General features: G+C 58.9%; 22 protein-coding genes. 13 read left to right on the top strand and 9 right to left on the bottom strand.

The window, feature by feature from the left end; all coding sequences use genetic code 11:
• The first annotated feature begins 56 nt into the window (after positions 1 to 56).
• Entirely contained in the window at positions 57 to 1,244 is a 1,188-nt protein-coding gene (locus tag QE408_RS21925; protein WP_306934572.1) for a GGDEF domain-containing protein, read from the top strand.
• An 18-nt stretch (positions 1,245 to 1,262) separates the two neighbouring features.
• Here the strand turns inward: QE408_RS21925 and QE408_RS21920 are convergent, their stop codons facing one another.
• The 5 genes from QE408_RS21920 to ccmA form a co-directional block, all read right to left on the bottom strand.
• A complete protein-coding gene (locus tag QE408_RS21920; protein WP_306934571.1) occupies positions 1,263 to 1,865 on the bottom strand; it encodes a DsbE family thiol:disulfide interchange protein in 603 nt (200 codons plus the stop codon).
• Entirely contained in the window at positions 1,862 to 2,038 is a 177-nt protein-coding gene (ccmD, locus tag QE408_RS21915) for a heme exporter protein CcmD (protein WP_306934570.1), read from the bottom strand. Before ccmD ends, QE408_RS21920 begins: the two co-directional genes overlap by 4 nt.
• 4 nt (positions 2,039 to 2,042) lie before the next feature.
• Entirely contained in the window at positions 2,043 to 2,804 is a 762-nt protein-coding gene (locus tag QE408_RS21910) for a heme ABC transporter permease (protein ID WP_306934569.1), read from the bottom strand.
• Positions 2,805 to 2,870: 66 nt separating this feature from the next.
• Complete coding sequence (gene ccmB / locus QE408_RS21905) at positions 2,871 to 3,530, bottom strand: heme exporter protein CcmB (protein ID WP_130978523.1); 660 nt, start codon at positions 3,528 to 3,530, stop codon at positions 2,871 to 2,873.
• A 232-nt stretch (positions 3,531 to 3,762) separates the two neighbouring features.
• Positions 3,763 to 4,404, bottom strand: coding sequence for a heme ABC exporter ATP-binding protein CcmA (ccmA, locus tag QE408_RS21900; RefSeq protein ID WP_306934568.1), 642 nt, complete (start codon positions 4,402 to 4,404; stop codon positions 3,763 to 3,765).
• Positions 4,405 to 4,678: 274 nt separating this feature from the next.
• On the opposite strand from ccmA, the gene acnA reads away from it, so the two are divergent.
• The 3 genes from acnA (at position 4,679) to QE408_RS21885 (ending at position 9,111) form a co-directional block, all read left to right on the top strand.
• Positions 4,679 to 7,372, top strand: coding sequence for an aconitate hydratase AcnA (acnA, locus tag QE408_RS21895; RefSeq protein WP_306934567.1), 2,694 nt, complete (start codon positions 4,679 to 4,681; stop codon positions 7,370 to 7,372).
• A gap of 270 nt (positions 7,373 to 7,642) precedes the next feature.
• Positions 7,643 to 8,425 carry a DUF1223 domain-containing protein gene (locus QE408_RS21890; RefSeq protein ID WP_306934566.1) on the top strand — a complete coding sequence of 261 codons (783 nt, stop codon included), beginning with the start codon at positions 7,643 to 7,645 and terminating at the stop codon, positions 8,423 to 8,425.
• A gap of 293 nt (positions 8,426 to 8,718) precedes the next feature.
• Complete coding sequence (locus QE408_RS21885) at positions 8,719 to 9,111, top strand: DUF2794 domain-containing protein (protein ID WP_062444399.1); 393 nt, start codon at positions 8,719 to 8,721, stop codon at positions 9,109 to 9,111.
• A 69-nt stretch (positions 9,112 to 9,180) separates the two neighbouring features.
• On the opposite strand, the gene QE408_RS21880 is transcribed toward QE408_RS21885, so the two are convergent.
• The 3 genes from QE408_RS21880 to QE408_RS21870 all read right to left on the bottom strand — a co-directional run bounded on the left by QE408_RS21880 (position 9,181) and on the right by QE408_RS21870 (position 13,444).
• Positions 9,181 to 9,918 carry a Bax inhibitor-1/YccA family protein gene (locus QE408_RS21880; RefSeq protein ID WP_306934565.1) on the bottom strand — a complete coding sequence of 246 codons (738 nt, stop codon included), beginning with the start codon at positions 9,916 to 9,918 and terminating at the stop codon, positions 9,181 to 9,183.
• A 266-nt stretch (positions 9,919 to 10,184) separates the two neighbouring features.
• A complete protein-coding gene (locus QE408_RS21875; RefSeq protein ID WP_306934564.1) occupies positions 10,185 to 12,734 on the bottom strand; it encodes an ABC transporter permease in 2,550 nt (849 codons plus the stop codon).
• Positions 12,731 to 13,444: an ABC transporter ATP-binding protein gene (locus QE408_RS21870; RefSeq protein WP_306934563.1), complete on the bottom strand. Its 714-nt coding sequence runs from the start codon at positions 13,442 to 13,444 to the stop codon at positions 12,731 to 12,733. The genes QE408_RS21875 and QE408_RS21870 overlap by 4 nt, the downstream gene beginning before the upstream one ends.
• Positions 13,445 to 13,511: 67 nt before the next feature.
• Between QE408_RS21870 and QE408_RS21865 the strand changes: the two genes are divergently transcribed.
• The 6 genes from QE408_RS21865 (at position 13,512) to rlmN (ending at position 18,021) form a co-directional block, all read left to right on the top strand.
• On the top strand, positions 13,512 to 14,162 hold the full coding sequence (locus QE408_RS21865) for an arylesterase (protein WP_306934562.1): 651 nt from the start codon (positions 13,512 to 13,514) through the stop codon (positions 14,160 to 14,162).
• 68 nt (positions 14,163 to 14,230) lie between these two features.
• Positions 14,231 to 14,824, top strand: coding sequence for an RNA 2',3'-cyclic phosphodiesterase (gene thpR / locus QE408_RS21860; RefSeq protein WP_306934561.1), 594 nt, complete (start codon positions 14,231 to 14,233; stop codon positions 14,822 to 14,824).
• 155 nt (positions 14,825 to 14,979) lie between these two features.
• Positions 14,980 to 15,285, top strand: coding sequence for a 4a-hydroxytetrahydrobiopterin dehydratase (locus tag QE408_RS21855; protein ID WP_306934560.1), 306 nt, complete (start codon positions 14,980 to 14,982; stop codon positions 15,283 to 15,285).
• 53 nt (positions 15,286 to 15,338) lie between these two features.
• Positions 15,339 to 15,716: a YkvA family protein gene (locus QE408_RS21850; RefSeq protein ID WP_306934559.1), complete on the top strand. Its 378-nt coding sequence runs from the start codon at positions 15,339 to 15,341 to the stop codon at positions 15,714 to 15,716.
• A gap of 359 nt (positions 15,717 to 16,075) precedes the next feature.
• Positions 16,076 to 16,579 carry an invasion associated locus B family protein gene (locus QE408_RS21845; RefSeq protein WP_306934558.1) on the top strand — a complete coding sequence of 168 codons (504 nt, stop codon included), beginning with the start codon at positions 16,076 to 16,078 and terminating at the stop codon, positions 16,577 to 16,579.
• Between the two features lie 269 nt (positions 16,580 to 16,848).
• The gene (gene rlmN, locus QE408_RS21840; protein ID WP_306934924.1) at positions 16,849 to 18,021 is read left to right on the top strand and encodes a 23S rRNA (adenine(2503)-C(2))-methyltransferase RlmN; all 1,173 of its coding nucleotides are present in this window, start codon (positions 16,849 to 16,851) and stop codon (positions 18,019 to 18,021) included.
• Positions 18,022 to 18,168: 147 nt separating this feature from the next.
• Here the strand turns inward: rlmN and QE408_RS21835 are convergent, their stop codons facing one another.
• Positions 18,169 to 19,233, bottom strand: coding sequence for a M48 family metalloprotease (locus QE408_RS21835; RefSeq protein WP_306934557.1), 1,065 nt, complete (start codon positions 19,231 to 19,233; stop codon positions 18,169 to 18,171).
• Positions 19,234 to 19,713: 480 nt separating this feature from the next.
• Here QE408_RS21835 and QE408_RS21830 point away from each other — a divergent pair, with 480 nt between their 5' ends.
• From QE408_RS21830 to QE408_RS21820, 3 genes are all read left to right on the top strand, one after another.
• A complete protein-coding gene (locus tag QE408_RS21830) occupies positions 19,714 to 20,667 on the top strand; it encodes an ABC transporter substrate-binding protein (protein WP_306934556.1) in 954 nt (317 codons plus the stop codon).
• Between the two features lie 202 nt (positions 20,668 to 20,869).
• Complete coding sequence (locus QE408_RS21825) at positions 20,870 to 21,751, top strand: ABC transporter permease (protein ID WP_306934555.1); 882 nt, start codon at positions 20,870 to 20,872, stop codon at positions 21,749 to 21,751.
• Complete coding sequence (locus QE408_RS21820; RefSeq protein WP_306934554.1) at positions 21,748 to 22,542, top strand: ABC transporter ATP-binding protein; 795 nt, start codon at positions 21,748 to 21,750, stop codon at positions 22,540 to 22,542. The genes QE408_RS21825 and QE408_RS21820 overlap by 4 nt, the downstream gene beginning before the upstream one ends.
• Positions 22,543 to 22,573 lie beyond the last annotated feature (31 nt).

Here is a 22,573-nt window from a genome sequence, read left to right as displayed (position 1 = left end):
AGAAAGCTCCGTTAGAGCTAAAGGCCTCTCTCTTCCCATGCGCGAAGGCCGACGTCTTGCAGGATAATTTTGCCTATCTGCTGCCTTTCATCATGTTCACTTTCGGCGTGGTCTTCCTCGGCTTGCAGGCCATAGGCTTTCGCCCCGGGCGCTATTGGGGGCTTGGTTACATCCTGGGTGCTGCCGGTTTTGCCCTGCCGATGGTTCTGCCAGAGGGTTTTGATCTTTTCGGGGCGTTGCTGGCCGATTTCCTCTTCCTTGCTGCCTTTGTCCTTTATGGCCACGCTCTTCTCGTCCAGTTCGGAGCGCCAACCTATGTGAGGGTGCGGCTCGGTGCTGCCACAGTGGCCTATCTTGTCGTCTGCTTCTTCATCCTGGTTCAGCCAAACCTCAGAAACGAGCTCGTGACATCCGATACGGGGCTTGCTCTCCTTCTGGCTCCATCCATTTTCCTCGTTCGCCGCAAGACACGAAACCTGATGGACAAGCTTCTGCTGGTCGCTGTCTCGCTGGTGGTTGCGGAGACACTGACGCGGGTTGGGGTATTCCTGTGGTTTACAAGCGGCGCTTCACCCGAAAGCGTTGGCGCATATTTTGCCTCGGATTACTCCTATCTGGCGCAATTCACCGCCAGCGTCTGCGGCTTCCTCATGGCGCTCTCGGTGCTCGGTAGTGCGATCGCCGGGGTTATCGAGCAGCACAGGCTGGACGCGGACCACGATCCGCTCACCGGGCTTCTCAATCGGCGGGGTTTCGATCTTTCCGCTCCGGACTTCCGGTTGACGCCGCCACCCGTGGGCGCGGTCCTGATCTGCGATATCGATCATTTCAAGTCGGTCAATGATCGCTTCGGTCATGCGACGGGCGATCGGGTGATCATTGCACTTGCGTCACTTCTGAAGGAAACGTTGCCTGCCAGTGCCAAGATTGCGCGCTTTGGCGGGGAGGAATTCGTCGCCTATGTACCAGATCTGCCGGCCTCGCAGCTTGCGATACTGGCCAATATGGCGCGCAGTGCCTTTGCCGTTCGCAATTGGTCGGCAGGGCCGTTGCCGGTCAACATCACCAGCAGCTTCGGCGTGTCCGCCATCGCGCTTGGCGACCACTCCATTCATGACGCGATCTCGCGGGCGGACGGCTTTCTCTACAGGGCGAAGGAAGCGGGCCGCAATCAGGTGATGCAAGAAGGAATCGCGGTTCTGGGTGCCACGCCTGCGACCAGCCTCAAGGTCGTTTCGAGCTGAGGTCCACCACCGCTGCCATCAATCTCCGGCAGCGGCGTTCTCGATGGCCGGGATCAATTCGCGCTCATAGGTCGCCACGTCGATCGGGCCAACTTTCTTGTAGATGATCGTGCCATCCGGGCCGACGAGATAGGTCTCCGGAATACCATAGACGCCCCAGTCGATTGCGGCCCTGCCATTCGGATCGACGCCGATGGCGGCATAGGGGTTGCCGAGTTCACCCAGGAAGCGGACGGCGTTGTCCGTCTTGTCCTTGTAATTGATGCCGACGATGTTGAGCCGCTTGTCCTTCGACAGCTCCTTCAGCATCGGGTGCTCCTGCCTGCACGGCACGCACCAGGAGGCAAAGACATTGACCAGCGTCAGCTTGCCGGCAATCGCCGCATCGGTGAGTGCCGGGACATTAGAGCCCTCCAGCGGCGGCAGTGCCAGGGAGGGCGCCTTGGTGCCGATCAGTGCCGAGGGAATGGCGCTGACATCGAGGCCATTGACGTCCTGCTCATAGAGCATCTTGGCCGCGATCGCGGCAAAACCGCCGAAGACCAGCAAAGGTAGAAGCGCCAAGATATAGCGCGATCGCCCGCGCGAAGCGGGCGGGGGAGAGGCTTGTTTGTCGCTCATATCGAGGGTGCCTCGGTTTTGGTCGGGCGGGAGCGGCGGCGGATGCCGAGTGCTTCCAGCTCCTTCAGTTCGCGCTTGCGGGCGCGGCCATCAAGCCAGACCCAGGCAGTCAGGGCAAAGACGATGAGGCCGGTGAGGGCGTAGGACATGCCGATGTAAAAGGCGTGGGTCATCGCGTCACGCTCCTCTTCCGGCGGCACGCGCGGCAAGACGCCGTAGCGCTGCGATGCGCCGGCGCAGGATCTCGTTGCGCATGGCGGCAAGATGAAGCGTGAAGAACAGCAGGGTAAAGCCGACAGCCATGGTCAGCAGCGGCCAGAGAAATTCCGGATCGATGGCCGGGCCGTCCATGCGCATCACGCTTGCCGGCTGGTGCAGCGTATTCCACCATTCGACGGAAAACTTTATGATCGGAATGTTGACGAAGCCGACGAGGATCAGAACCGCGCTGACACGCGCCGCCTTCGACGGATCGTCCATCGCCTTGTTGAAGGCAATCAGGCCGAGATACATCAGGAACAGAATGAAGACGGAGGTCAGGCGCGCATCCCACACCCACCACGTGCCCCACATGGGCTTGCCCCACAACGAGCCGGTGATCAGGGCGATCAACGTGAAGGCGGCACCGATCGGCGCTGCGGATTTATGGCTGACATCGGCGAGCGGATGGCGCCAGACCAGCGTGCCGATGGCCGACAGCGCCATGACGGTATAGCACATCATCGAAAGCCAGGCGGCGGGCACATGCACATACATGATCCGCACCGTATTGCCCTGCTGATAATCGCCGTCCGTCGAGAAGGCGAGATAGAGGCCAGTCAACAGACAAAGGGCGGATAGCCCCGCCAGCCATGGCAACAGGCGCGACGACAGCGCCAGAAACCGGGTAGGATTGGCGAGATCGCTGAATTTGGTGATGGCTAGGCTCGTATTGGTCATGGCATCTTTCTGGCCCCGGGCAAGGCCCTTTTACAATGCCGACGAAGCCGCGGCAATTGATCCTTATCAATCGGCGGAATTGCGCAATGCCAAAGCGGCGAAGAACGGTCCAACCACCGATGAAAAGAGCGTGATGGCGATCAGGATCAGGAATGGCGGCATGAAGGGGGCAGGATCTTCCACCGCTGCATAAGACGCGCTGACGCCGAAGATCAGCACAGGAATGGCCAGCGGCAGAACGAGGATCGACACCAGCAAACCACCGCGCGGCAGGGCAACGGCGACCGCTGCGCCGACTGCGCCAATGAAGGTGAGGGCGGGTGTGCCGACGAGCAGCGTCAGCATGACGGCGCCGATGGCGACTTCGCCCATATTCATGAAGAGGCCGAGAAGCGGCGAAGCGATGACGAGCGGCAGGCCGGTTGCTGTCCAATGCGCCAGGCACTTGACCAGAACTGTCAGGACCAGCGGGTTTTCATGCATCAGGATCAGATCGAGAGAGCCGTCATCTCTTTCTGCCTGGAACAGACGGTCGAGACCGAGAAGTGCGGCGAGCAGCGCGCCGATCCAGACGATGGCTGGACCGATGCGGGAAAGGAGATTGAGATCCGGCCCGACGCCGAAGGGGATGACGGCGACCACAGTCATGAAGAAGAGGACGCCGATCAGCGCGCCACCACCCGCGCGGATGGAGAGTTTGAGATCGCGCAGGAAGAGGGCGGTCACCGTGGCGTGCTCCCTCTTTTGGAAAGTCTGCGCTGGGGCTTTTGTTGCGGACCCCCCTCTGCCCTGCCGGGCATCTCCCCCCCAAGGGGGGAGATCGAATCGCGGCAGCGTCTCGCCAATCTCAACTCTTGAAGATGGAGTGGAGAGCTCGCCTCTTGCCGATCTCCCCCCTTGAGGGGGAGATGCCCGGCAGGGCAGAGGGGGGTAAGCGCAGCACACTCGAGGAAGCCCATCAATAAACCTCCTCCACCCAAGCAAACCCCGTCATGCGCAACGCCTGCGCCTCCTCCAGTCCCAGTGGCTGGTGGGTTGCGGCAATCACCATTCCCCCCTTGGCAAGATGCGTCTTTACCAATCCGGTAAACATCCGGTCCGCTTCCGCATCCAGCGCCGCCGTCGGCTCGTCCAGGATCCAGATCGGTTTCCACGCCACAAGCAGCTTCGCCATGGCGAATCGCCGCTGCTGACCGGCGGAAAGATATCCGAAGGGCAAATGGGTGATTCCGGCAAGGCCGACGATCTCGGCGGCTTCTTCGATCGAGGCAGAGGAGGTGCCATTGAAGTCACCGAGAAAACGCTTCCAGAAGGACAGGTTCTCGTAAACCGTCAGTTCCTGCTTCATGGCGTTGCGGTGGCCGAGATAGTGGCTGACTTCAGCTGGACGGGTGCCCTTTTCTATTCCTTCGCCGGCTATCTTTATGGTGCCGGTCTCGGCAGGCAGGAGCCCTGCAAGGACGCGCAGAAGCGTGGATTTGCCCGATCCGTTGGGGCCAGTGAGAACGAGAGCGTCACCATCCGTTAACTGGAGATAAACGTTCATGAATATGAAATCTTCGCCTCGTCTGACGCCAAGATTTTCCGCTGTCAGATGCACTGCTCCGCCTCGTTTAAGATTTTAATCATCTCGATCAAAAAAAATCGAAATTAGCCGTTCGTTGGTCTGGCACGTTTTGGTGAAATTATCTATATGGGTCTCAACCACGCCAGCGGCCGGCGTGAACATCACCTAGCGCCGGACCTGAACGTTGCAAAAGCAATTTTCTCGTGCGGACAGCGGAAATGGTCGTACCCGCATCCTGATGTGCATGATAGTGCATAGGTGTCCGCACGCGCGTGTTGGCTATCAGAATGAGCGGGGTTTAATAACCGTGGCCAAATCTCTCGACAGTTTCAATTGTCGTTCCGTTCTTACCGTCGACGGTAAGGATTATGTCTATTACAGCCTGCCGAAAGCGGAAGCGAACGGCCTCAAAGGCGTTGCCAATCTCCCCTATTCGATGAAGGTTCTGCTTGAGAACCTGCTGCGCAACGAAGACGGCCGTTCGGTCCGCAAGTCCGATATCGAGGCTGTTGCCGAGTGGCTGAGCAACAAGGGCCTGAAGGAAGCGGAAATCGCTTACCGTCCCGCCCGCGTTCTGATGCAGGACTTCACCGGCGTTCCCGCTGTCGTCGACCTTGCAGCCATGCGTGATGGCATCAAGGCGCTCGGCGGCGATCCTGAGAAGATCAACCCGCTCGTGCCTGTCGACCTCGTCATCGACCACTCGGTCATCGTCGACGAATTCGGCAACCCGAATGCCTTTGCCCGCAACGTTGAGCTGGAATATGAGCGCAACGGCGAGCGCTACCGCTTCCTCAAGTGGGGCCAGCAGGCGTTCAAGAACTTCCGCGTCGTTCCTCCGGGCACCGGCATCTGTCACCAGGTGAATTTCGAATATCTCGGCCAGACCGTCTGGACGAAGGAGGAGGACGGCGAGACGATCGCTTATCCGGATACCTGCGTCGGTACCGACAGCCACACGACCATGATCAACGGTCTTGGCGTTCTGGGCTGGGGCGTTGGCGGTATCGAAGCCGAAGCGGCTATGCTCGGTCAGCCGGTTTCCATGCTTCTGCCGGAAGTCATCGGCTTCAAGCTGACGGGCACGCTGAGAGAAGGTGTCACAGCGACCGACCTCGTTCTGACCGTCGTGCAGATGCTGCGCAAGAAGGGCGTCGTTTCCAAGTTCGTCGAATTCTTCGGACCTGGCCTCGACACGCTGCCGGTTGCAGACCGTGCGACCATCGGCAACATGGGCCCGGAATATGGCGCGACCTGCGGCTTCTTCCCGGTCGATACGGCAACCGTCGGCTACCTCGACATGTCCGGCCGTGCGAAGGATCGTATCGCCCTCGTCGAAGCCTACTCCAAGGCGCAAGGCATGTGGCGCGACAATGACGGTTCGCAGCTGGTCTTCACCGACACGCTGGAACTCGACCTCGGCGACGTCGTGCCATCCATGGCTGGCCCGAAGCGTCCGGAAGGCCGCTTGCCGCTCGAAACCATTGCACCCAACTTCGCAACGGCTCTCGAAAACGACTACAAGAAGCCAGGTCAGCTCCACACCCGTTACGCGGTCGAAGGCGAAAGCTACGATCTCGGCCATGGCGATGTGGCCATTGCCGCCATCACGTCGTGCACCAACACCTCCAACCCGTCGGTCTTGATCGCTGCCGGCCTTCTGGCCCGCAACGCCGTTGCCAAGGGTCTGAAGTCCAAGCCGTGGGTGAAGACGTCGCTTGCACCTGGAAGCCAGGTCGTGGCGGAATATCTCGAAAAGGCTGGCCTGCAGAAGGAGCTCGACGCGCTCGGCTTCAACCTCGTCGGCTTCGGCTGCACGACCTGCATCGGCAACTCCGGTCCGCTGCCTGCACCGATCTCCAAGACCATCAACGATAAGGGTCTGATCACCGCTGGCGTTCTTTCCGGTAACCGTAACTTCGAAGGCCGTATCTCGCCGGACGTTCAGGCGAACTACCTCGCTTCTCCGCCACTCGTCGTCGCTTATGCGCTGGCCGGCACGGTGCAGAAGGACCTGACGACCGAGCCGCTCGGTGAAGACCAGAACGGCAACCCGGTTTATCTGAAGGATATCTGGCCGACCTCTGCGGAAGTCCAGGAATTCATCCAGAAATACGTCACGCGCGAACTGTTCGAAACCAAGTATGCGGACGTGTTCAAGGGCGACGAAAACTGGCAGTCGGTACAGGTTCCCGATGGCCAGACCTATGCCTGGGACGACAACTCGACCTACGTCCAGAACCCGCCTTACTTCGTCGGCATGGGCAAGAAGGGCACGGGCCTCAAGGACATCAAGGGCGCTCGCGTTCTCGGTCTCTTCGGCGACAAGATCACCACCGACCACATTTCTCCGGCCGGTTCGATCAAGGCAGCGTCTCCTGCCGGTGCCTACCTCACCGAAAACGGTGTGGCGGTTGCCGACTTCAACCAGTACGGCACGCGCCGTGGTAACCACGAAGTGATGATGCGCGGCACGTTTGCCAACATCCGCATTCGTAACCACATGCTTGGGCCGAACGGTAAGGAAGGTGGCTACACCATCCACTATCCGTCCAAGGAAGAGATGTCGATTTACGATGCTGCGATGAAGTACAAGGACGAGGGCGTTCCGCTCGTCATCTTCGCTGGCGTCGAATACGGCAACGGTTCTTCGCGTGACTGGGCGGCAAAGGGCACCAACCTGCTCGGCGTCAAGGCCGTCATCGCGCAGTCCTTCGAGCGTATTCACCGCTCCAACCTGGTCGGCATGGGCGTCGTTCCCTTCACCTTCCAGGAAGGCACGACCTGGGCAAGCCTGGGTCTGAAGGGCGACGAAACCGTCACCATCGAAGGCCTGGAAGGCGAGATCAAGCCGCGTGAAACCAAGATCGCCAAGATCACCTACTCGGACGGCACAGTGAAGGAAATCCCGCTGCTTTGCCGCATCGATACGCTGGACGAAGTGACCTACATGGACAATGGCGGCATTCTGCAGACCGTTCTTCGCGATCTGGCAGCCTGATCCTTCTGTCAAAGAGTTCGAAACGCCGGGAGCGATCCCGGCGTTTTTTTGTGGCTTTCGGGGTGGCATCTTCCGGGAGCCTGATGGGTCGGAGGACGGGACGGAGCATCGGTCTCCATCACTCTCTTGTTCCCCTCACACGAAGGCTGCGAAGCTCACCCCATCGTGACTTCCTCTTGAACGGAGTTCGAGGCTATTTTCCGCCTTGCCACCACACCCAAATTGATTGCATCAATGGTTCGGACCGGCCTTCAGACAAGGGTTCACACTATGCCGAATACAATTGACCCGCAGCGAAGCGGCATTTTCAGAAACGGGCTTCGCAGCGTCGGCGTTTCTCTTTGCCTGTTCGGTGGGTTTTCTGCAGGTGCGGCCTATGCCCAGGACGGGCTGAAAGGCGTGGTCGAGCTCTTTACCTCGCAGGGCTGCGCCTCCTGCCCTCCGGCGGATGCCAATCTGCGCAAGCTCATTCAAAATGGCGATGTGATCGGTCTCTCCTACCATGTGGACTACTGGAATTATCTCGGCTGGACGGATTCGCTGGCCTCGAAGGAAAATACCGAGCGGCAATATGGCTATGCCCGTGCGCTGGGACGCAACAATGTCTACACGCCGCAGGCCGTGGTGAATGGTCGTGACCATGTGAAGGGTGCGGATATTCAGACGATCTACCGCCGCCTGGACGATTTCAACAAGGCTGGCGAGGGCTTGAACGTGCCGATCAGCACCGAGCGCGTCGGCGATGAGATCGAGATCGATATTGGTGCTGGTCAGGGCAAGGCCGAGGTCGTCGTTGCCTATTTCAACCGCGAGCAGGTCGTCGACGTGCAGAAGGGTGAGAACCAGGGCAAGACCATCTCCTACTGGCACAGCGTCTATGATGTACAGACGGTCGGCATGTGGGATGGCAAGGCCATGACCGTGAAGCTGCCAGCAAGTGTCATGAGCAAAGCGAAATCCGGCGGCTGCGCTGTGCTGCTGCAACAGATGGATGCAGCGGGCAATCCATCGGCCATCGTCGGCGCGAATGTATTGATGCAGTCTGAGGGATAAAAGAAATTGGGGATCCCGCTAGGGGAGATCCGGCCCGGGCATTGGGGGCTGGGGGTAAAGGGTCAATGCACCGGACCGGGTCATCTTGGTGCCTAGGCATCAATTGACGATCGGACTATTTCATCGAATTCGGGCCATGATTTGTTCGAAATTGGGCATTTGCGCCCGTTCCGTCCGCCTCATTGGTTACTGGAAAAGCTGCCCTTTACGCGCTCACTTTGCGGGCTTGCAATTTCACCAAGGCAGAGACAGACTGTCGTAGAGATGTCATAAGCAGTCGAGCGAGGTGCCGGATGGCCGATCAGCCGGATTTGCAATACGCGACTTCCCAGACCCGGGAAGGCTCCACCGTCGTTGATCTTCGGGAATACAAGCGAGCGAAGGACCCCTTGCCCGTGACCTTCCACCGCCGGGAACTGGACGCCATTCTGCGCGTCTACGGTCGGATGGTGGGCGAGGGGGAATGGCGCGACTACGCCATCGACCACATGAAGGAAAAGGCAGTCTTCTCCGTCTTCAAGCGTTCCGGCGAAATGCCACTCTTCAGGATCGAGAAGAACCCCAAGCTTGCCGCCAAGCAGGGCGCTTACTGCGTTATCAATACCGATGGCCGCATTCTCAAGCGCGGGCATGAGTTGCCGCAGGTGCTGAAGGTGTTCGATAAAGCGCTCAAGCTGATCGATTGATAGGTCGAATATGCGGACATGAAAAAGGCGGCCACTGGCCGCCTTTCTGTTTGAGCGCTATTGCGATCCTTAGTTGTTCCGGTTCCCCATGAACTGCAGAAGGAACATGAACAGGTTGATGAAGTCGAGGTAGAGTGTCAGCGCGCCCATGATAGCCTTACGACCGGCCATCAGAACGTCATCACCCTCGAAGTACATTTCCTTGATCTTCTGCGTGTCATAAGCGGTCAGGCCTGCGAAGACCAAGACGCCAATCGCGGAGACCGCGAAGCCCAGTGCAGAAGACTGCAGGAAGATGTTGACGATCGACGCGATAATCAGACCGAACAGGCCCATGATCAGGAACGAGCCCATACCGGACAGGTCCTTCTTCGTCGTGTAGCCGTAAAGCGACAGAGCGCCGAACGAAGCTGCTGTAACAAAGAACGTCTGGACGATGCTCTGGCCGGTAAAGACCAGGAAGATCGAGGAGAGCGACACGCCCATAAGAGCAGCATAGGCCCAGAAGGTGCCCTGTGCAGCGGCGACGCTCATCTTCTGAATGCGGAAGCTAAGGAAGAAGACCATCGCCAGCGGAGCAAGCATGACCACCCAACGCAGCGGGGATTGGAAAAGCAGCTGCGCGAAGGCCGGATTGGAGACAGCAAGGTTGTACGTACCGAAAGCTGCGACGCCGGTGATCACCATAGCGAGCGCCATAAGGTTGTAAACCTTGAGCATGTAGGAGCGAAGACCTTCGTCGATCATCGCACCAGACTGAGCACGGCCCTGGGCCATACGGTTCTGGTAGTTGTTAAAGTCAGCCATTGTTTCCTCTTTTAGCTCCGAAGTTGCTACGGTGTCGGGATAAGACCGTTATGCGGATACTACCCCAGGCGCCGCTGCGGAGCTACAGCAAGCCTACCAGAGAATATGAGGCGATGGCGCAGTCGTTACAAGAGCCAAAAACAGCGAAAAAACACCGTATGCGCGAAAAGCGATAACGTTTCTGACATCATTACCAAGAATTAATCGTAAAAGTTAAATCGCGCACAACTTTTCCGTTTTTTAGATTTTCACATGCAGCCAGCGGATTATTCGCCTGCCTGCCTTAGGACCGGTGCAGCCTTCTGGCCAAGGATGCGCCATGTGCCGATCAGGCCAATGCCCACTGTCATGACCAGCGAAACGACAAGCGTGCCGATCGCCACATCGGGCAGGAAGCTGGAGGGCAGCTTCATGATGCGGGCAATCACGAACCATGCGGAGACGCCGCCCGCCAGAAGCGCGAAGGTGGCGGTCGCAACGCCGAGGATCATGTATTCGTAAGAGAAGGCGCGGATCAGCATGGAGCGGGTGCCGCCCAGCGTCTTCAGGATCACCGCATCGCGTGTGCGGGCACGGTTGCCTGCCGCCAGCGCACCGGCCAATACAAGCACGGAGGCAATCAGCGCCACGGCTGCCGCCGCACGGATGGCGGTTGCGAGCTGGCCCACCAGCCGATCGATAATATCGAGCGCATCCTTGACGCGCACGGTGGTGATCGTCGGATAGGCATTGGTGACGCTGCGCAAGATCTCGCCCTCCTTGGCGGGCGTCGCCGACGGGTCCGCGAGTGTTGCAAGCCACGCATGCGGCGCGCCACGGAAGGTATTGGGCGAAAAGACCATGACGAAATTGATCGACATCGACTGCCATTGCACATCGCGGAGGTTGGCGATCCTGGCGGTGATGCTGCGGCCAAGCACGTTAACGGTGACCGTATCGCCGATCTTGAGGCCAAGCTCGCGCGCCTCTTCGGCGGCGAAGGAGACCAGCGGCTCGCCGCTGTAACCCTTGCCCCACCACGTGCCCTCCGTGAGCTTAGAATTTTCGGGCAAATCTTCCGAATAGGTGATGCCGCGATCGCCACGCAGAACCCACCGACCGGATGGCGGCACGTCGATCTTGGTGACGTCCTGACCGTTCAGCGCCAGGATACGGCCGCGCAGCATGGGCACTTCGGTCAGCGTGCCTTCCGGTGCTTCGCGCTTGACGAGGTCGCGGAAGCCATCGCGCTCGCTGCCCTGGATGTCGACGAAGAAGAAGTTCGGTGCCTTCTCCGGTAGCGTCGACGTCAGCTCCCGGCGCAGATTGCCGTCGATCAGCGTCAGCGTCACCAGAAGCGTGAGGCCAAGGCCGAGCGACAGCACGACGGAGGGCGTCAGCGCGCCGGGCCGGTGAATATTGCCGATCGCCAGCCTAAGCGCTGCAGAATGAACGCGTGGGCTGCGTCTTGCCAAGGCGCGGATACCCCATGCGACGAGTCTGAGCACGACAAAGGCGAAGGCGATGGCGCCGAGAAAGACCGAGGCGATGAAGCGATCATCCGCCGTGAGAATCGCAAGGCCCGCGAGAACTGCGAGAAGGATGGCGGTTGCGGCGAGATAAGGCCAGGAAGGAAGCTGTCCTTCGTCGAAGCCCTGTTCGCGGAAGAGCGCGGTTGCCGGCACTTCACGGGCCTGTCCGAGCGGCACGATGGCGAAGGCAAGCGTCGTCAGCATGCCGAAGACGGCGGCAAGCCAGAGGGCCGAGGGATAGAAGGCAAGCTCCTTCGGAATTGGCAGAACGCCGTCCAGAAAGCGCATGGCAATCAGCGGGGCAACGGCGCCGAACACCAGTCCGATCAAAATGCCGACGCAGGCAATGAAGCCAATCTGGAAGAGATAGGTCATCGTCACCACGCTTGCCGGTGCGCCAAGGCATTTCAGCGAGGCGATGGTGGTGCGCTTGGAATCGAGAAAGGCGCGGACGGCATTGGCGACACCGACGCCGCCGACGATCAGCGCGGTCAAGCCAACCAGCGTCAGGAATTGCGAGAAGCGGTTGACGTTTTCGGTGAGCTGCGGCGCGGCACGATCGCTGGTGCGAATGGACCAGCCAGCGTTCGGAAACTGCTTGTTGGTCGTTTCGATGATCGTTGCACGCTTGGCGGGGTCGGTTAGGCGAACCTTATAGGTGTGCTCAATCAGGCTCCCCGTCTGGATCAGGCCGGAGGCGACCAATGCGTCGCGGCTGATGAGCAGGCGGGGCGCAAAGCCGAAACCGTCAGACAGCGTGTCCGGCTCGGTGACGATAGTCCCCGTCAGTTTCAGCCTTGCATTGCCAAGAAGCAGTTCGTCGCCAATCTTGATGCTGAGACGCTCAAGCAGCATGGGGGCCGCGACCGCGCCAAAGCTTTCGCCTTGCCTTGCCAAAAGCTCGGGAAGGGGTCGCGCCGGTTCGGCGACAAAATCACCGTAGAGCGGATAAGCGCCATCGACGGCTTTCACCTCGGTCAATGTCTGCTGTGAGCCGTCCTCCAGCCGGGCCATGGAGCGCAGTCCGTCGGAAACGGCGACGTCGCCGAGACTGTCGATGTAAGCACGCTCTTCAGCGGTCGCTTCGCGGTTTCTGAGTTCGAAGCGCACGTCGCCCGCGAGGATCGACTGGCCCTCATCGGCAATGGCGCTGGTCACCGCGCGCGAGACCGAGTTGACGGCAGCAATCGCCCCGGTGCCGAGCGCGATGCAGGCGAGGAAGATGTAGAAGCCGCCGAACCCGCCGCGGATTTCCCGGCGTGCCAGTCTCAGCGCATTTCGAATGTTGGTGGCAGAAGGGATCATGCGCTTGCTGCCTGTCTGGCGGCGGTGGAGCTGGCGCTATCCCCTTCGATGTGGCCGGAGCGGACCTTGATCTGGCGGGTACAGCGGGCAGCGAGCGACGGATCGTGAGTGACGAGGATCATCGTCATGCCGCGCTCGGCCTGCTTGGAGAAGAGCAGGTCGGCAATCTGCTTGCCGGTATCGGTGTCGAGATTGCCGGTCGGCTCGTCGGCGATCAGCACGGCAGGCGATGGAGCGAGCGCTCTGGCAATCGCCACGCGCTGCTGCTCACCGCCGGACAATTGGCCGGGATAGTGGTTGAGGCGCTGACCGAGGCCGACGGCGGTGAGTTCTCGCGTCGCAATTTCGAAGGCATTCGGCACATTGGCGAGTTCAAGCGGAACGGCAACATTCTCAAGCGCCGTCATATTGGCGATCAGGTGAAAGGACTGAAAGACGATGCCGATATTCTTGCCGCGGAAATCGGCCAGCGCGTCTTCTCCAAGCGTGTGGAGATGCGTTCCCGCAATTGTGATCTCGCCGCTATCGAGCCTTTCAAGACCCGCCAGAACCATCAGCAGTGTGGACTTGCCAGAGCCGGAAGTGCCGACGATGCCGACGGCTTCGCCTTCTTCAATGGTGAGATCGATGCTCTTTAAAACGTGGACGGAGGCGGCGGCATTGCCAAGGGTGAGGTCCGCCTTCTTCAACTCGATGGTGCTTTTCGCCACGTTTTTGCGTTCCTATATGATCAAGAGTGCAGAAGCCTTGCCGGCTTCACAAATTAGGAAGGCTGGAATGAATTTTAAAGCCGTTGCCGCTCACTTCGTCGTCATCTGTGGAGCGCTTCTTTCCTCCTCAGTCGCCAACGCTCAGGACAAACCCTTGCAGATCGTCGGCTTCGGCGACAGCCTCATGGCCGGTTATCAACTGGCGCCGAATGAAAGCTATGCTGCGCAGCTCGAAGCGGCGCTGAAGGCCAAGGGTGTCGATGTGGTCGTCACCAATGCCGGCGTTTCGGGAGACACGAGCTCCGCAGGCCTGGCGCGCGCCGAATGGTCCGTGCCGGATGGGACGGATGGCGTGATCCTTGAGCTTGGCGCTAACGATGCGCTGCGCGGCATTCCGCCGGCGGACACCGAGAAGAACCTGTCGGCCATTATCGAAGGGTTCCAGAAGCGCAAGATCCCGGTCCTCCTGATGGGCATCATCGTGCCGCCGAATATGGGTGGCGATTACGGCAAGGCGTTCAACCCGATCTATGAGCGGCTGGCGCAGAAATACAAAGTGCCGCTCTACCCGTTCTTCCTGGATGGTGTTGTGCTGGACCAAAGCCTGCAACTGGAAGACAGAATGCATCCTAATGCCAAGGGCGTGGCAGTGATGGTGGAGAAGTCTCTGCCCGCCGTCGAGGCCTTTGTTAAGACTATCAGTGAGCAAAAAAAATAAGCACTTGCGCAGCGAAGCTTTGCATGATTCGCTGTACTTGTTCTGCCAAGAGATTCGGGGAGCTCGCCATGCCGAGACTGTTTACCGCCCTCGAAATTCCGCGCAATGCGGCGATGAGCCTTTCATTGTTGCGCGGTGGTCTGCCGGGAGCCCGGTGGATTGACGTGGAGAATTATCACATCACCTTGCGCTTTATCGGGGATATAGACGGTCGCACCGCTGACGAGGTGGTCGACCGGCTGGATCGCATCGATCGCGAGGAATTTCAGATCAACCTGACGGGCATGGGCTCCTTCGGATCGAAGAAGCCGCATTCCCTATGGGCCGGGGTTTCTCCTTCCCCGGAAATGGTCGCTCTCCAGGCAGAAATCGAGCGCATCTGCCAGCGTCTCGGTCTGCCGCCGGATCCGCGAAAGTTCACGCCCCATGTGACGCTGGCGCGGCTTCGCAATTCGAGGCTCGACGATGTGGTCCATTATCTTTCGGGCCGCGGGGATTTCCGAACGTCACCCTTCACCGTCGGGCGCTTCGTTCTGATGTCCTCGAAGGAATCGGTCGGTGGCGGGCCTTATATCGTCGAAGAGGCCTTCCCGCTCTATGAAAGCCGTTCGACCGGCATCTATTCCGACGCTGGACTGCTTCCGGAAAAGAGCCTGTTCTAAAATCCGCGCATCGATGATGCCTGATCAAGTATCGGCTGGGCCATTGTCCCGGTCGAGCGCCCATTCGCGTGACGATCTGACGGTCAAGCATGAACCAAAGCGCATGCCTGTCCGTTCAGTCGTCATGGAACAGTGTATAAGGGGGAGGGATCGTCATGACCTATGCAAAACTTGAAGCGGACGCAGTGCGAACGGCGCTTGAGACGCTGGACGGCTGGTCTTTGCGCGAAGACGGCCTGGCAATCGTCAAGGCCTACAAGTTTGCCAGTTTCGCCGAAGCCTTCGGTTTAATGGCTGAATGCGCGCTTGCGGCGGAGAAGCTCAATCACCATCCGGAATGGTCGAACGTCTATTCGCGGGTGAATATCTGTCTCACCACGCATGATTCCCAAGGAATTACCGAGCGTGATATCCTGCTGGCCAAGGCCATGGAAAAGGCGGCCGCCGGGCGCGGCAATTGAACGGTGGTCTTGCTCGCCTATATTATTTGCGATGATCACAGGAACTTAAGACAATGGATGACGTCAAGATCGGTGAAATCCTGCTTCCCGGCGATCCCGACACGCAGAAGGAACGCGAACAGACGGTACGCGCCAAGTTCTGGCCGAAGATGAAGCGGGTCGTCAGCAAGGTGCCTTTTGCCAGAGATGCCGCTGCCGCCTATTATTGCGCGGTCGATCCCGCCACGCCGTTGCGTGCCAAGGGCATTCTTCTTGCTGCGCTCGGTTACTTCATCATGCCGATCGATGTCGTGCCGGATATGCTGGCGGTCATCGGCTTTACGGACGATATCGCCGTTTTGACTGCAGCGCTTGCTATGATCCGTGCCCACATCAAGATGGAGCATTACGACGCTGCCGACGTTGCGCTGGAAAAGATGCGCGGGGAATAACGGCTCTGTGATGGGCCGTTAGACGCGCTTCCAAATCCCGACAAATTCTTGCCTGAATTGCCGTGTCATACCTTTGGCGTGGCGCTGACTCGCGTCGCTCGAAGCGTGTTTTGCATGCGTTGAGGACCTCTGACGCATGTGTTTTTGTCAAGGCGTTTTCAGCCTTGGCGCGGCATGTTTCTTGGGGCGCGGGGAGTATCCGAACTGTAACACCGCGATACAATTCTCACCTTTTAATGATGGCGTTGACGGTTTGGTAACCGTTCCTTAGCCAAAATGAAGATGACGGCCTTCACCTAGCACCGGCCCGGCCTAGCCGTTCGGGCAACTGGAAGACAATAAACCCGGCAGGAAATTCAATGTTTGTAAGAAGTGTAGCAACCGCAGCCGCCATTTTGCTGACCAGCGTCAGCATTGCCTCTGCACAGTCGCCCACGCGCATCCAGCAGTTCAACGCTTGGGGTGCCTATTCGTACAAATCGGGTAAAAGCACCGTTTGCTATGTTCTGTCTGTTCCAACCGCCAAGGAGCCGGCAAGCGTCGACCATGGCGATATCTTCTTCATCGTGTCGCAGCGTCCCGGCCAGAACATCTCCTATGAGCCGCAGGCTATGGTTGGCTATCCTCTGAAGGAAGGCTCCAAGGTCAATGTGACGATCGACAACAAGAACTTCGTCATGTTCACCAAGGACAAGGCTGCCTGGGTCGAGAATGCCGCTGAAGAGCCGGCACTCGTTGCCGCCATGAAGGTTGGTAAGAGCATGACCGTCAAGGCGACGTCGGGTCGTGGCACGGCAACCTCCTATTCCTATTCGCTCTCCGGCATCTCTGCCGCGCTGAAGCAGATCGAAAGCTGCAAGTAAGCAAACGTCGAAGATCAAGTCTGATGGCCGGTCTCTTGACCGGCCATTTGCGTTTCTGCCGGTTTGATGCTAGATGCGCGCCCAACACGAATGCTGGCGACACCAAGATGATCGCAGCAGTTTTGGATTTCTCGACATGCAGATGACGTTCCGCCGTTTCGACAGGTCGGTTTTGCTCGTGCATTGGATGATGGGATAGGACGATGTCCACTTTGGAAGCTACACCCGGTCTTGCCGTCAAGGCGCCTCTGGTCCCCAATGGCGACCTCATGTCCGGCAAGCCGTCGCTGATCGGCATGACGCGCGACGAGATGGCCGATGCGCTGATGGAAATCGGCGTGCCGCAGAAACAGGTGAAGATGCGCGTCAGCCAGTTGTGGAACTGGCTCTATGTGCGCGGCGTCTCCGATTTCGACAACATGACGAATGTCGCCAAGGAGCTTCGCGAGACGCTGAAGGCGAAGTTCACCATCGCGCGCCCGGAAATCGTCGAAGAGCAGATCTCCAATGACGGCACGCGCAAGTGGTTGATGCGCTTTCCCCCACGTGGTGCCGGTCGCCCGGTGGAAATCGAGACCGTCTATATTCCTGAAGAAGGCCGCGGGACGCTGTGCATCTCCAGCCAGGTCGGCTGTTCGCTCACCTGTTCCTTCTGCCACACCGGCACGCAGCGCCTGGTGCGCAACCTGACGGCGGAAGAAATTCTCTCGCAGCTTCTGCTGGCGCGCGATCGTCTGGGCGATTTCCCGGATGGCTCGACGCCGGTCGGCGCCTATGTGCCGAGCGAAGGCCGCAAGGTCTCCAATATCGTGATGATGGGCATGGGCGAGCCGCTCTATAATTTCGAGCATGTGAAGACCGCACTCCTGATCGCCACCGACGGCGACGGCCTGTCGCTCTCCAAGCGCCGCGTGACGCTCTCCACCTCCGGCGTCGTGCCGGAAATCTTCCGCACCGGCGACGAAATCGGCGTGATGCTGGCGATCTCGCTGCACGCCGTGCGCGACGAGCTGCGCGACATGCTGGTGCCGATCAACAAGAAGTATCCGCTGAAGGAACTGATCGAAGCCTGCCGCAATTATCCGGGCCTGTCGAATGCGCGCCGCATCACCTTCGAATATGTGATGCTGAAGGACGTCAACGACAGTCTGGAAGATGCCAAGATGCTGATCCAGCTTCTCAAAGGCGTTCCGGCCAAGATCAATCTTATCCCCTTCAACCCCTGGCCCGGCACCAACTATCAGTGCTCGGATTGGGCGCAGATCGAGAAGTTCGCCGACTTCATCAACCAGGCGGGCTACGCCTCACCGATCCGCACCCCGCGTGGACGCGATATTCTGGCAGCCTGCGGCCAGCTGAAGTCGGAATCCGAGCGCATGCGCAAGACCGAGCGCCTGGCGTTCGAAGCGATGATGATTGCCAATCATGGGGCTGACGACTGAATTTCCGGTGTCGTCGCCCCGAGGACAGCCTCAGTCTTGAGCCTTTCCGGTACGGGGTCTGTGGCGACACCCTTTTTTGACATCACCCTCGAATCCAGGTCATGTCCTGCTGCCACTGGCAGCTTTTACTTTATCCGCTGCGTCCGCTCACGATTGCAGTTTGCTCGGCACAGGGTTTGTCCATAACTCATCCAGCTCAGCAAATACTCGCTTGGCAAAATCGTCTCCCAAGAGGGCAAGTGCCGACCTTGCCACTGGTTCTATTGGAAAAAGTTCGGCATAGCCCAACGCTGAAAGACGTTGAGCACAGGACGGATGAGAGGACAGTTCGTCGACCTCTATCGACCATGCGTGGCGCGCATAGCTGTTCAACAGCTCACTCATATTGAGCATAGACACCGCGTTCAAAAGGCTTTTCGTGGGGGAAATGACAGGTGGCACTGTACCCGCACCTTCTTTCCGCAACGACTCATAAAATGTTTGCTGCAGGAATATGGCGGACGCATCGACCAGAAGCAGGGCGCGAGCGGCCTCCTCGCCGTGACCACCCTTTGCCGCTTCGAGGTCGGCTTTGATCTCGGCGTCTCGAGACAGACGCATCTTCTCACGCGCAAATGACGGTGAGAGTCTTTTCCATAAGGCGTAGAGCAGGTGTCCGGTGATTGATTTATCCGGTGGAGCGAAGTCGAAGACGATGTTGAGGCTTTCTTCGAGTTCTGCCAGACGGAGCTTTCCATTCACATCCTCGTTCAGCACGTGACCATTCTCATGCATGAGAATGGCAAACATCGCTTCTTTATCTGTGACTGCCAGCAAAGGAATGCCGACACTCAGCTGGTAATGCTGGCGAAATCCAAGCAGAGCACGATGCATCCTGATGCTGGCATTCAACGCGTCACTCAGTGTAATCGTGGTTTTCCTGGCTACGGCCGCTCCTGCAACAGCTTCCCACATGGACCATAGTCCAGGGGCTTCGGCTCGACTGATCCCATTGACCTTTTTGCTCGATAGATTTGCAAAGAATATGCCCTTCAACAAAGCGACCGTGATGTCTACCGTCCATAAGGCAAAGCCGATCAGAACAAAAAGCCAAATGACGTGCTGATCTAACAAAAAGAAGCACAGGCTCATGATGAGTGACAGCAGCGCGATCAGAAACAGTAAAGTAAATCGCCCGAAACGGCGACCGGCAGCCAGAATAATCGTTGCCAAATCAAGTCTCACTCAAAGGCTGACGCCACCGATCGCACAGGGCAATTTGCTGGAACATTCCGATGACATTTCCCAGCCACTGTCTCAAGATTCTTATTGCTGGGAAAGTGGTGATCTATCGAAGAGAGCACATGCCGACGAAGGCCTAGGCTGCTTGATTGCTTCGGGCTTGAGTACCTATTGCAAGAGTACGTCTGTAGCGCGATCGCGGAAATTTTGTCTTAAGCCAGCCGGTTATTGGCGTTGAGCTTTGGCTGCGGGGCATCAGGCCGGTGCGGTGAAGACGATATTCAGGAGAAGAGGATCGACAGTTTCGATCTATTTTTCCAGCAGAACTCATATACCTCCTCTGTTTTTCGTGCGCTTTACCCTTGATCCAATCAAATATTTGATCGCTCCGATCTCTCCCGCATGATTGATTTCGGCTTTACCCTTTCCTAAAGAAGGCGGGAAAAGCAAAACAATCGGAGGAATACCCCTATGCGCGCACTTATTCTGGCGCTCGCCGCCGCCACGGCTCTTGTCCTTCCTGCCAAGGCGGAAGACGTCACCGTCGCTGTCACAGCCATTGTCGAGCATCCAGCCCTCGACGCCGCACGTGATGGCGTGAAGGCAGCGCTTGCCGAGGCTGGCTACAAGGAAGGCGAGAACCTCAAGTTCGTCTACCAGTCCGCACAGGGTAACCCCGGCACCGCCGCGCAGATCGCCCGCCAGTTTGTTGGCGACGCGCCGAATGTCATCGTGCCTATCTCCACGCCGTCGGCGCAGGCCGTCATTGCCGCAACGCGCGACATTCCGGTCGTCTTCACCGCCGTTTCCGATCCCGTCGGCGCGCAGCTGATCAAGTCGATGGAGAAGCCCGGCCGCAACGTCACCGGTCTTTCCGACGCGCTTCCTGTCAATGAGCACCTGGCTCTGGTCAAGGAAATCGTGCCGTCTGCCAAGACCATTGGCTATATCTACAACTCGGCTGAGGCCAACTCCGTCTCGACGCTCGCTCTGCTGAAGGAAGCAGCGGCAAAGGCCGGTCTCACGGTTGTCGAATCCGTTGCCACCAAGTCCTCCGAAGTTCAGGGTGCGACCCGTGCGCTGGTCGGCAAGGCGGATGTCATCTACGTCCCGACCGACAACACCATCGTCTCCGCCTTCGAAGCGGCAGCCGGTGTTGCGGCTGAAGCGAAGATCCCGCTCTTTGCGGCTGATACAGATTCCGTTGCACGCGGTGCCATTGCCGCGCTCGGCTTCAACTATTTCGATGTGGGCAAGCAGACGGGCGCTGTCGTCGTGCGTATCCTGAAGGGTGAGAAGCCCGGCGATATTCCGGCGACCACAGCTGTTGGAACCGACCTCGTTCTCAACAAGAAAGCCGCTGAAAAGATCGGCGTTACTTTCCCTGAAAGCGTCGTGAAGCGCTCCACGAAGGTGATCGAGTAAGATCGAGCTTCCTGTCTCGCGTCATCCTCGGCCCTCGGATCAAGTCCGAGGGTGACCCGAGGAGGATGGCCGGGGCAAGCCCGACCATGACCAAGGCGAGGTCTCGGTCTCCATCATTCCCAATCCAGAGTGCCGCTTCAGCGGCGCTCTTGCTCTATCGGCCCGGCGAAACATCCGGTCGAAAAACCCAAGGACTTCTGTCGTGAGCCAAATCGCCTTCTGGGGTGCCGTCGAACTGGGGCTGGTCTTCGCTTTTGTCGCTATCGGCGTTTATCTCGCCTTTCGGGTGCTCGATTTTCCCGACCTGACCGTTGATGGTTCCTTTCCGCTCGGCGCTGCCGTGGCGGCAGTGCTGATCATTGCCGGTTTCAACCCCTGGCTTGCGACAGGCGTTGCGATGATTGCCGGTGCCGGTGCGGGTATGGTCACGGCGCTTTTGAATGTCCGCTTCAAGATCCTCAATCTTCTCGCGTCTATCCTGACGATGATTGCGCTGTTCTCGGTCAATCTGCGCGTCATGGGCAAACCCAATGTGGCGCTGCTGAACCAGGAAACGGTCATCGAGCCCTTCTATGGTCTCGGCGTCTCCGACTATCTGGTGCGGCCCCTTTTCGTCGGTCTGCTGGTGGTCGTTGCCGTCATTCTCGTCTGGCGCTTTCTGGAAAGCGATGCGGGGCTTGCCATGCGCGCCACCGGTGCGAATGCCCGGATGGCTCGCGCTCAAGGGGTAAAGACCGGCAACCAGATCTATCTCGGCATGGCGCTTTCCAATGCGCTTGTCGCTCTTGGCGGCGCGCTCTTTGCTCAGACCAATGGTTTTGCCGATGTCACGTCCGGTGTCGGCACCATCGTCGTCGGTCTTGCCGCCGTCATCATCGGTGAAACGCTTTTTGGCGCGCGCGGTATCCTCATTGCCCTGATCGGCTGCGTCTTCGGATCGATTGCCTATCGTCTTGCCATCCAGCTCGCGCTCTCCAGCGATGCGCTCGGGCTCAAGGCATCCGACCTCAATTTCGTCACCGCCGTTCTTGTGGCTGTCGCCCTTATCCTGCCGCGCCTGCGCCGTGGAGGAGCTGCATCATGATTTCGCTTTCCGATATTCAGGTCATTTTCGGCAAGGGAACGCCGCTGCAAAAGCAGGCGCTCTCCAAGCTCAATCTCACCATCGAAACCGGCTCCTTCGTCACCGTCATAGGCTCCAACGGTGCCGGCAAGTCCACGCTTCTGGGCGTGCTGGCGGGCGACGTGCTGCCGAGCGCCGGCAAGGTGACGATCAGCGGCGTGGATGTGACACGCAAGCCGACCGCCAGCCGTGCGGGCCAGGTGGCGCGTGTGTTTCAGGACCCGCTGGCGGGAAGTTGCGGCGCGCTCACCATCGAGGAAAATCTGGCACTCGCAGCCGCGCGCGGCAAGGTGCGCGGTCTTCTGCCAGCACTCGGCGGCGGACGTCGTGCCTTCTTTCAGGATCGTATCGCCTCGCTTGGCCTTGGGCTGGAAAACCGGTTGAAGGATCGCATGGATCTTCTGTCGGGTGGCCAGCGTCAGGCGGTTTCGCTCGTCATGGCAACGCTTGCCGGTTCCGACGTCCTGCTGCTCGACGAACATACCGCAGCGCTCGATCCGGGCATGGCGGAATTCGTTATGGAGCTCACCCGCAAGGTGGTGGAAGAACGCAAGCTTACCACGCTGATGGTGACGCATTCCATGCGCCAGGCGCTGGATTACGGCGACCGCACCATCATGCTGCATGCGGGCGAAGTCGTTCTCGATGTGTCGGGCGAAAGCCGCAAGGGCTTGCAGGTGGAAGATCTGATTGAGATGTTCCGCAAGATCCGCGGCCAGACGCTCGATGATGACGAGTTGCTGATCGGATAAGGAAAAAGGCGCCGGGCAGGCGCCTTTTTCG

The sequence above is a fragment of the Agrobacterium larrymoorei genome (assembly GCF_030819275.1).
GTDB classification, from domain to species: Bacteria; Pseudomonadota; Alphaproteobacteria; order Rhizobiales; family Rhizobiaceae; genus Agrobacterium; species Agrobacterium larrymoorei_B.
Note: the sequence above shows the minus strand (reverse complement) of the source record. Positions and strands in the feature narration are given on the sequence as shown.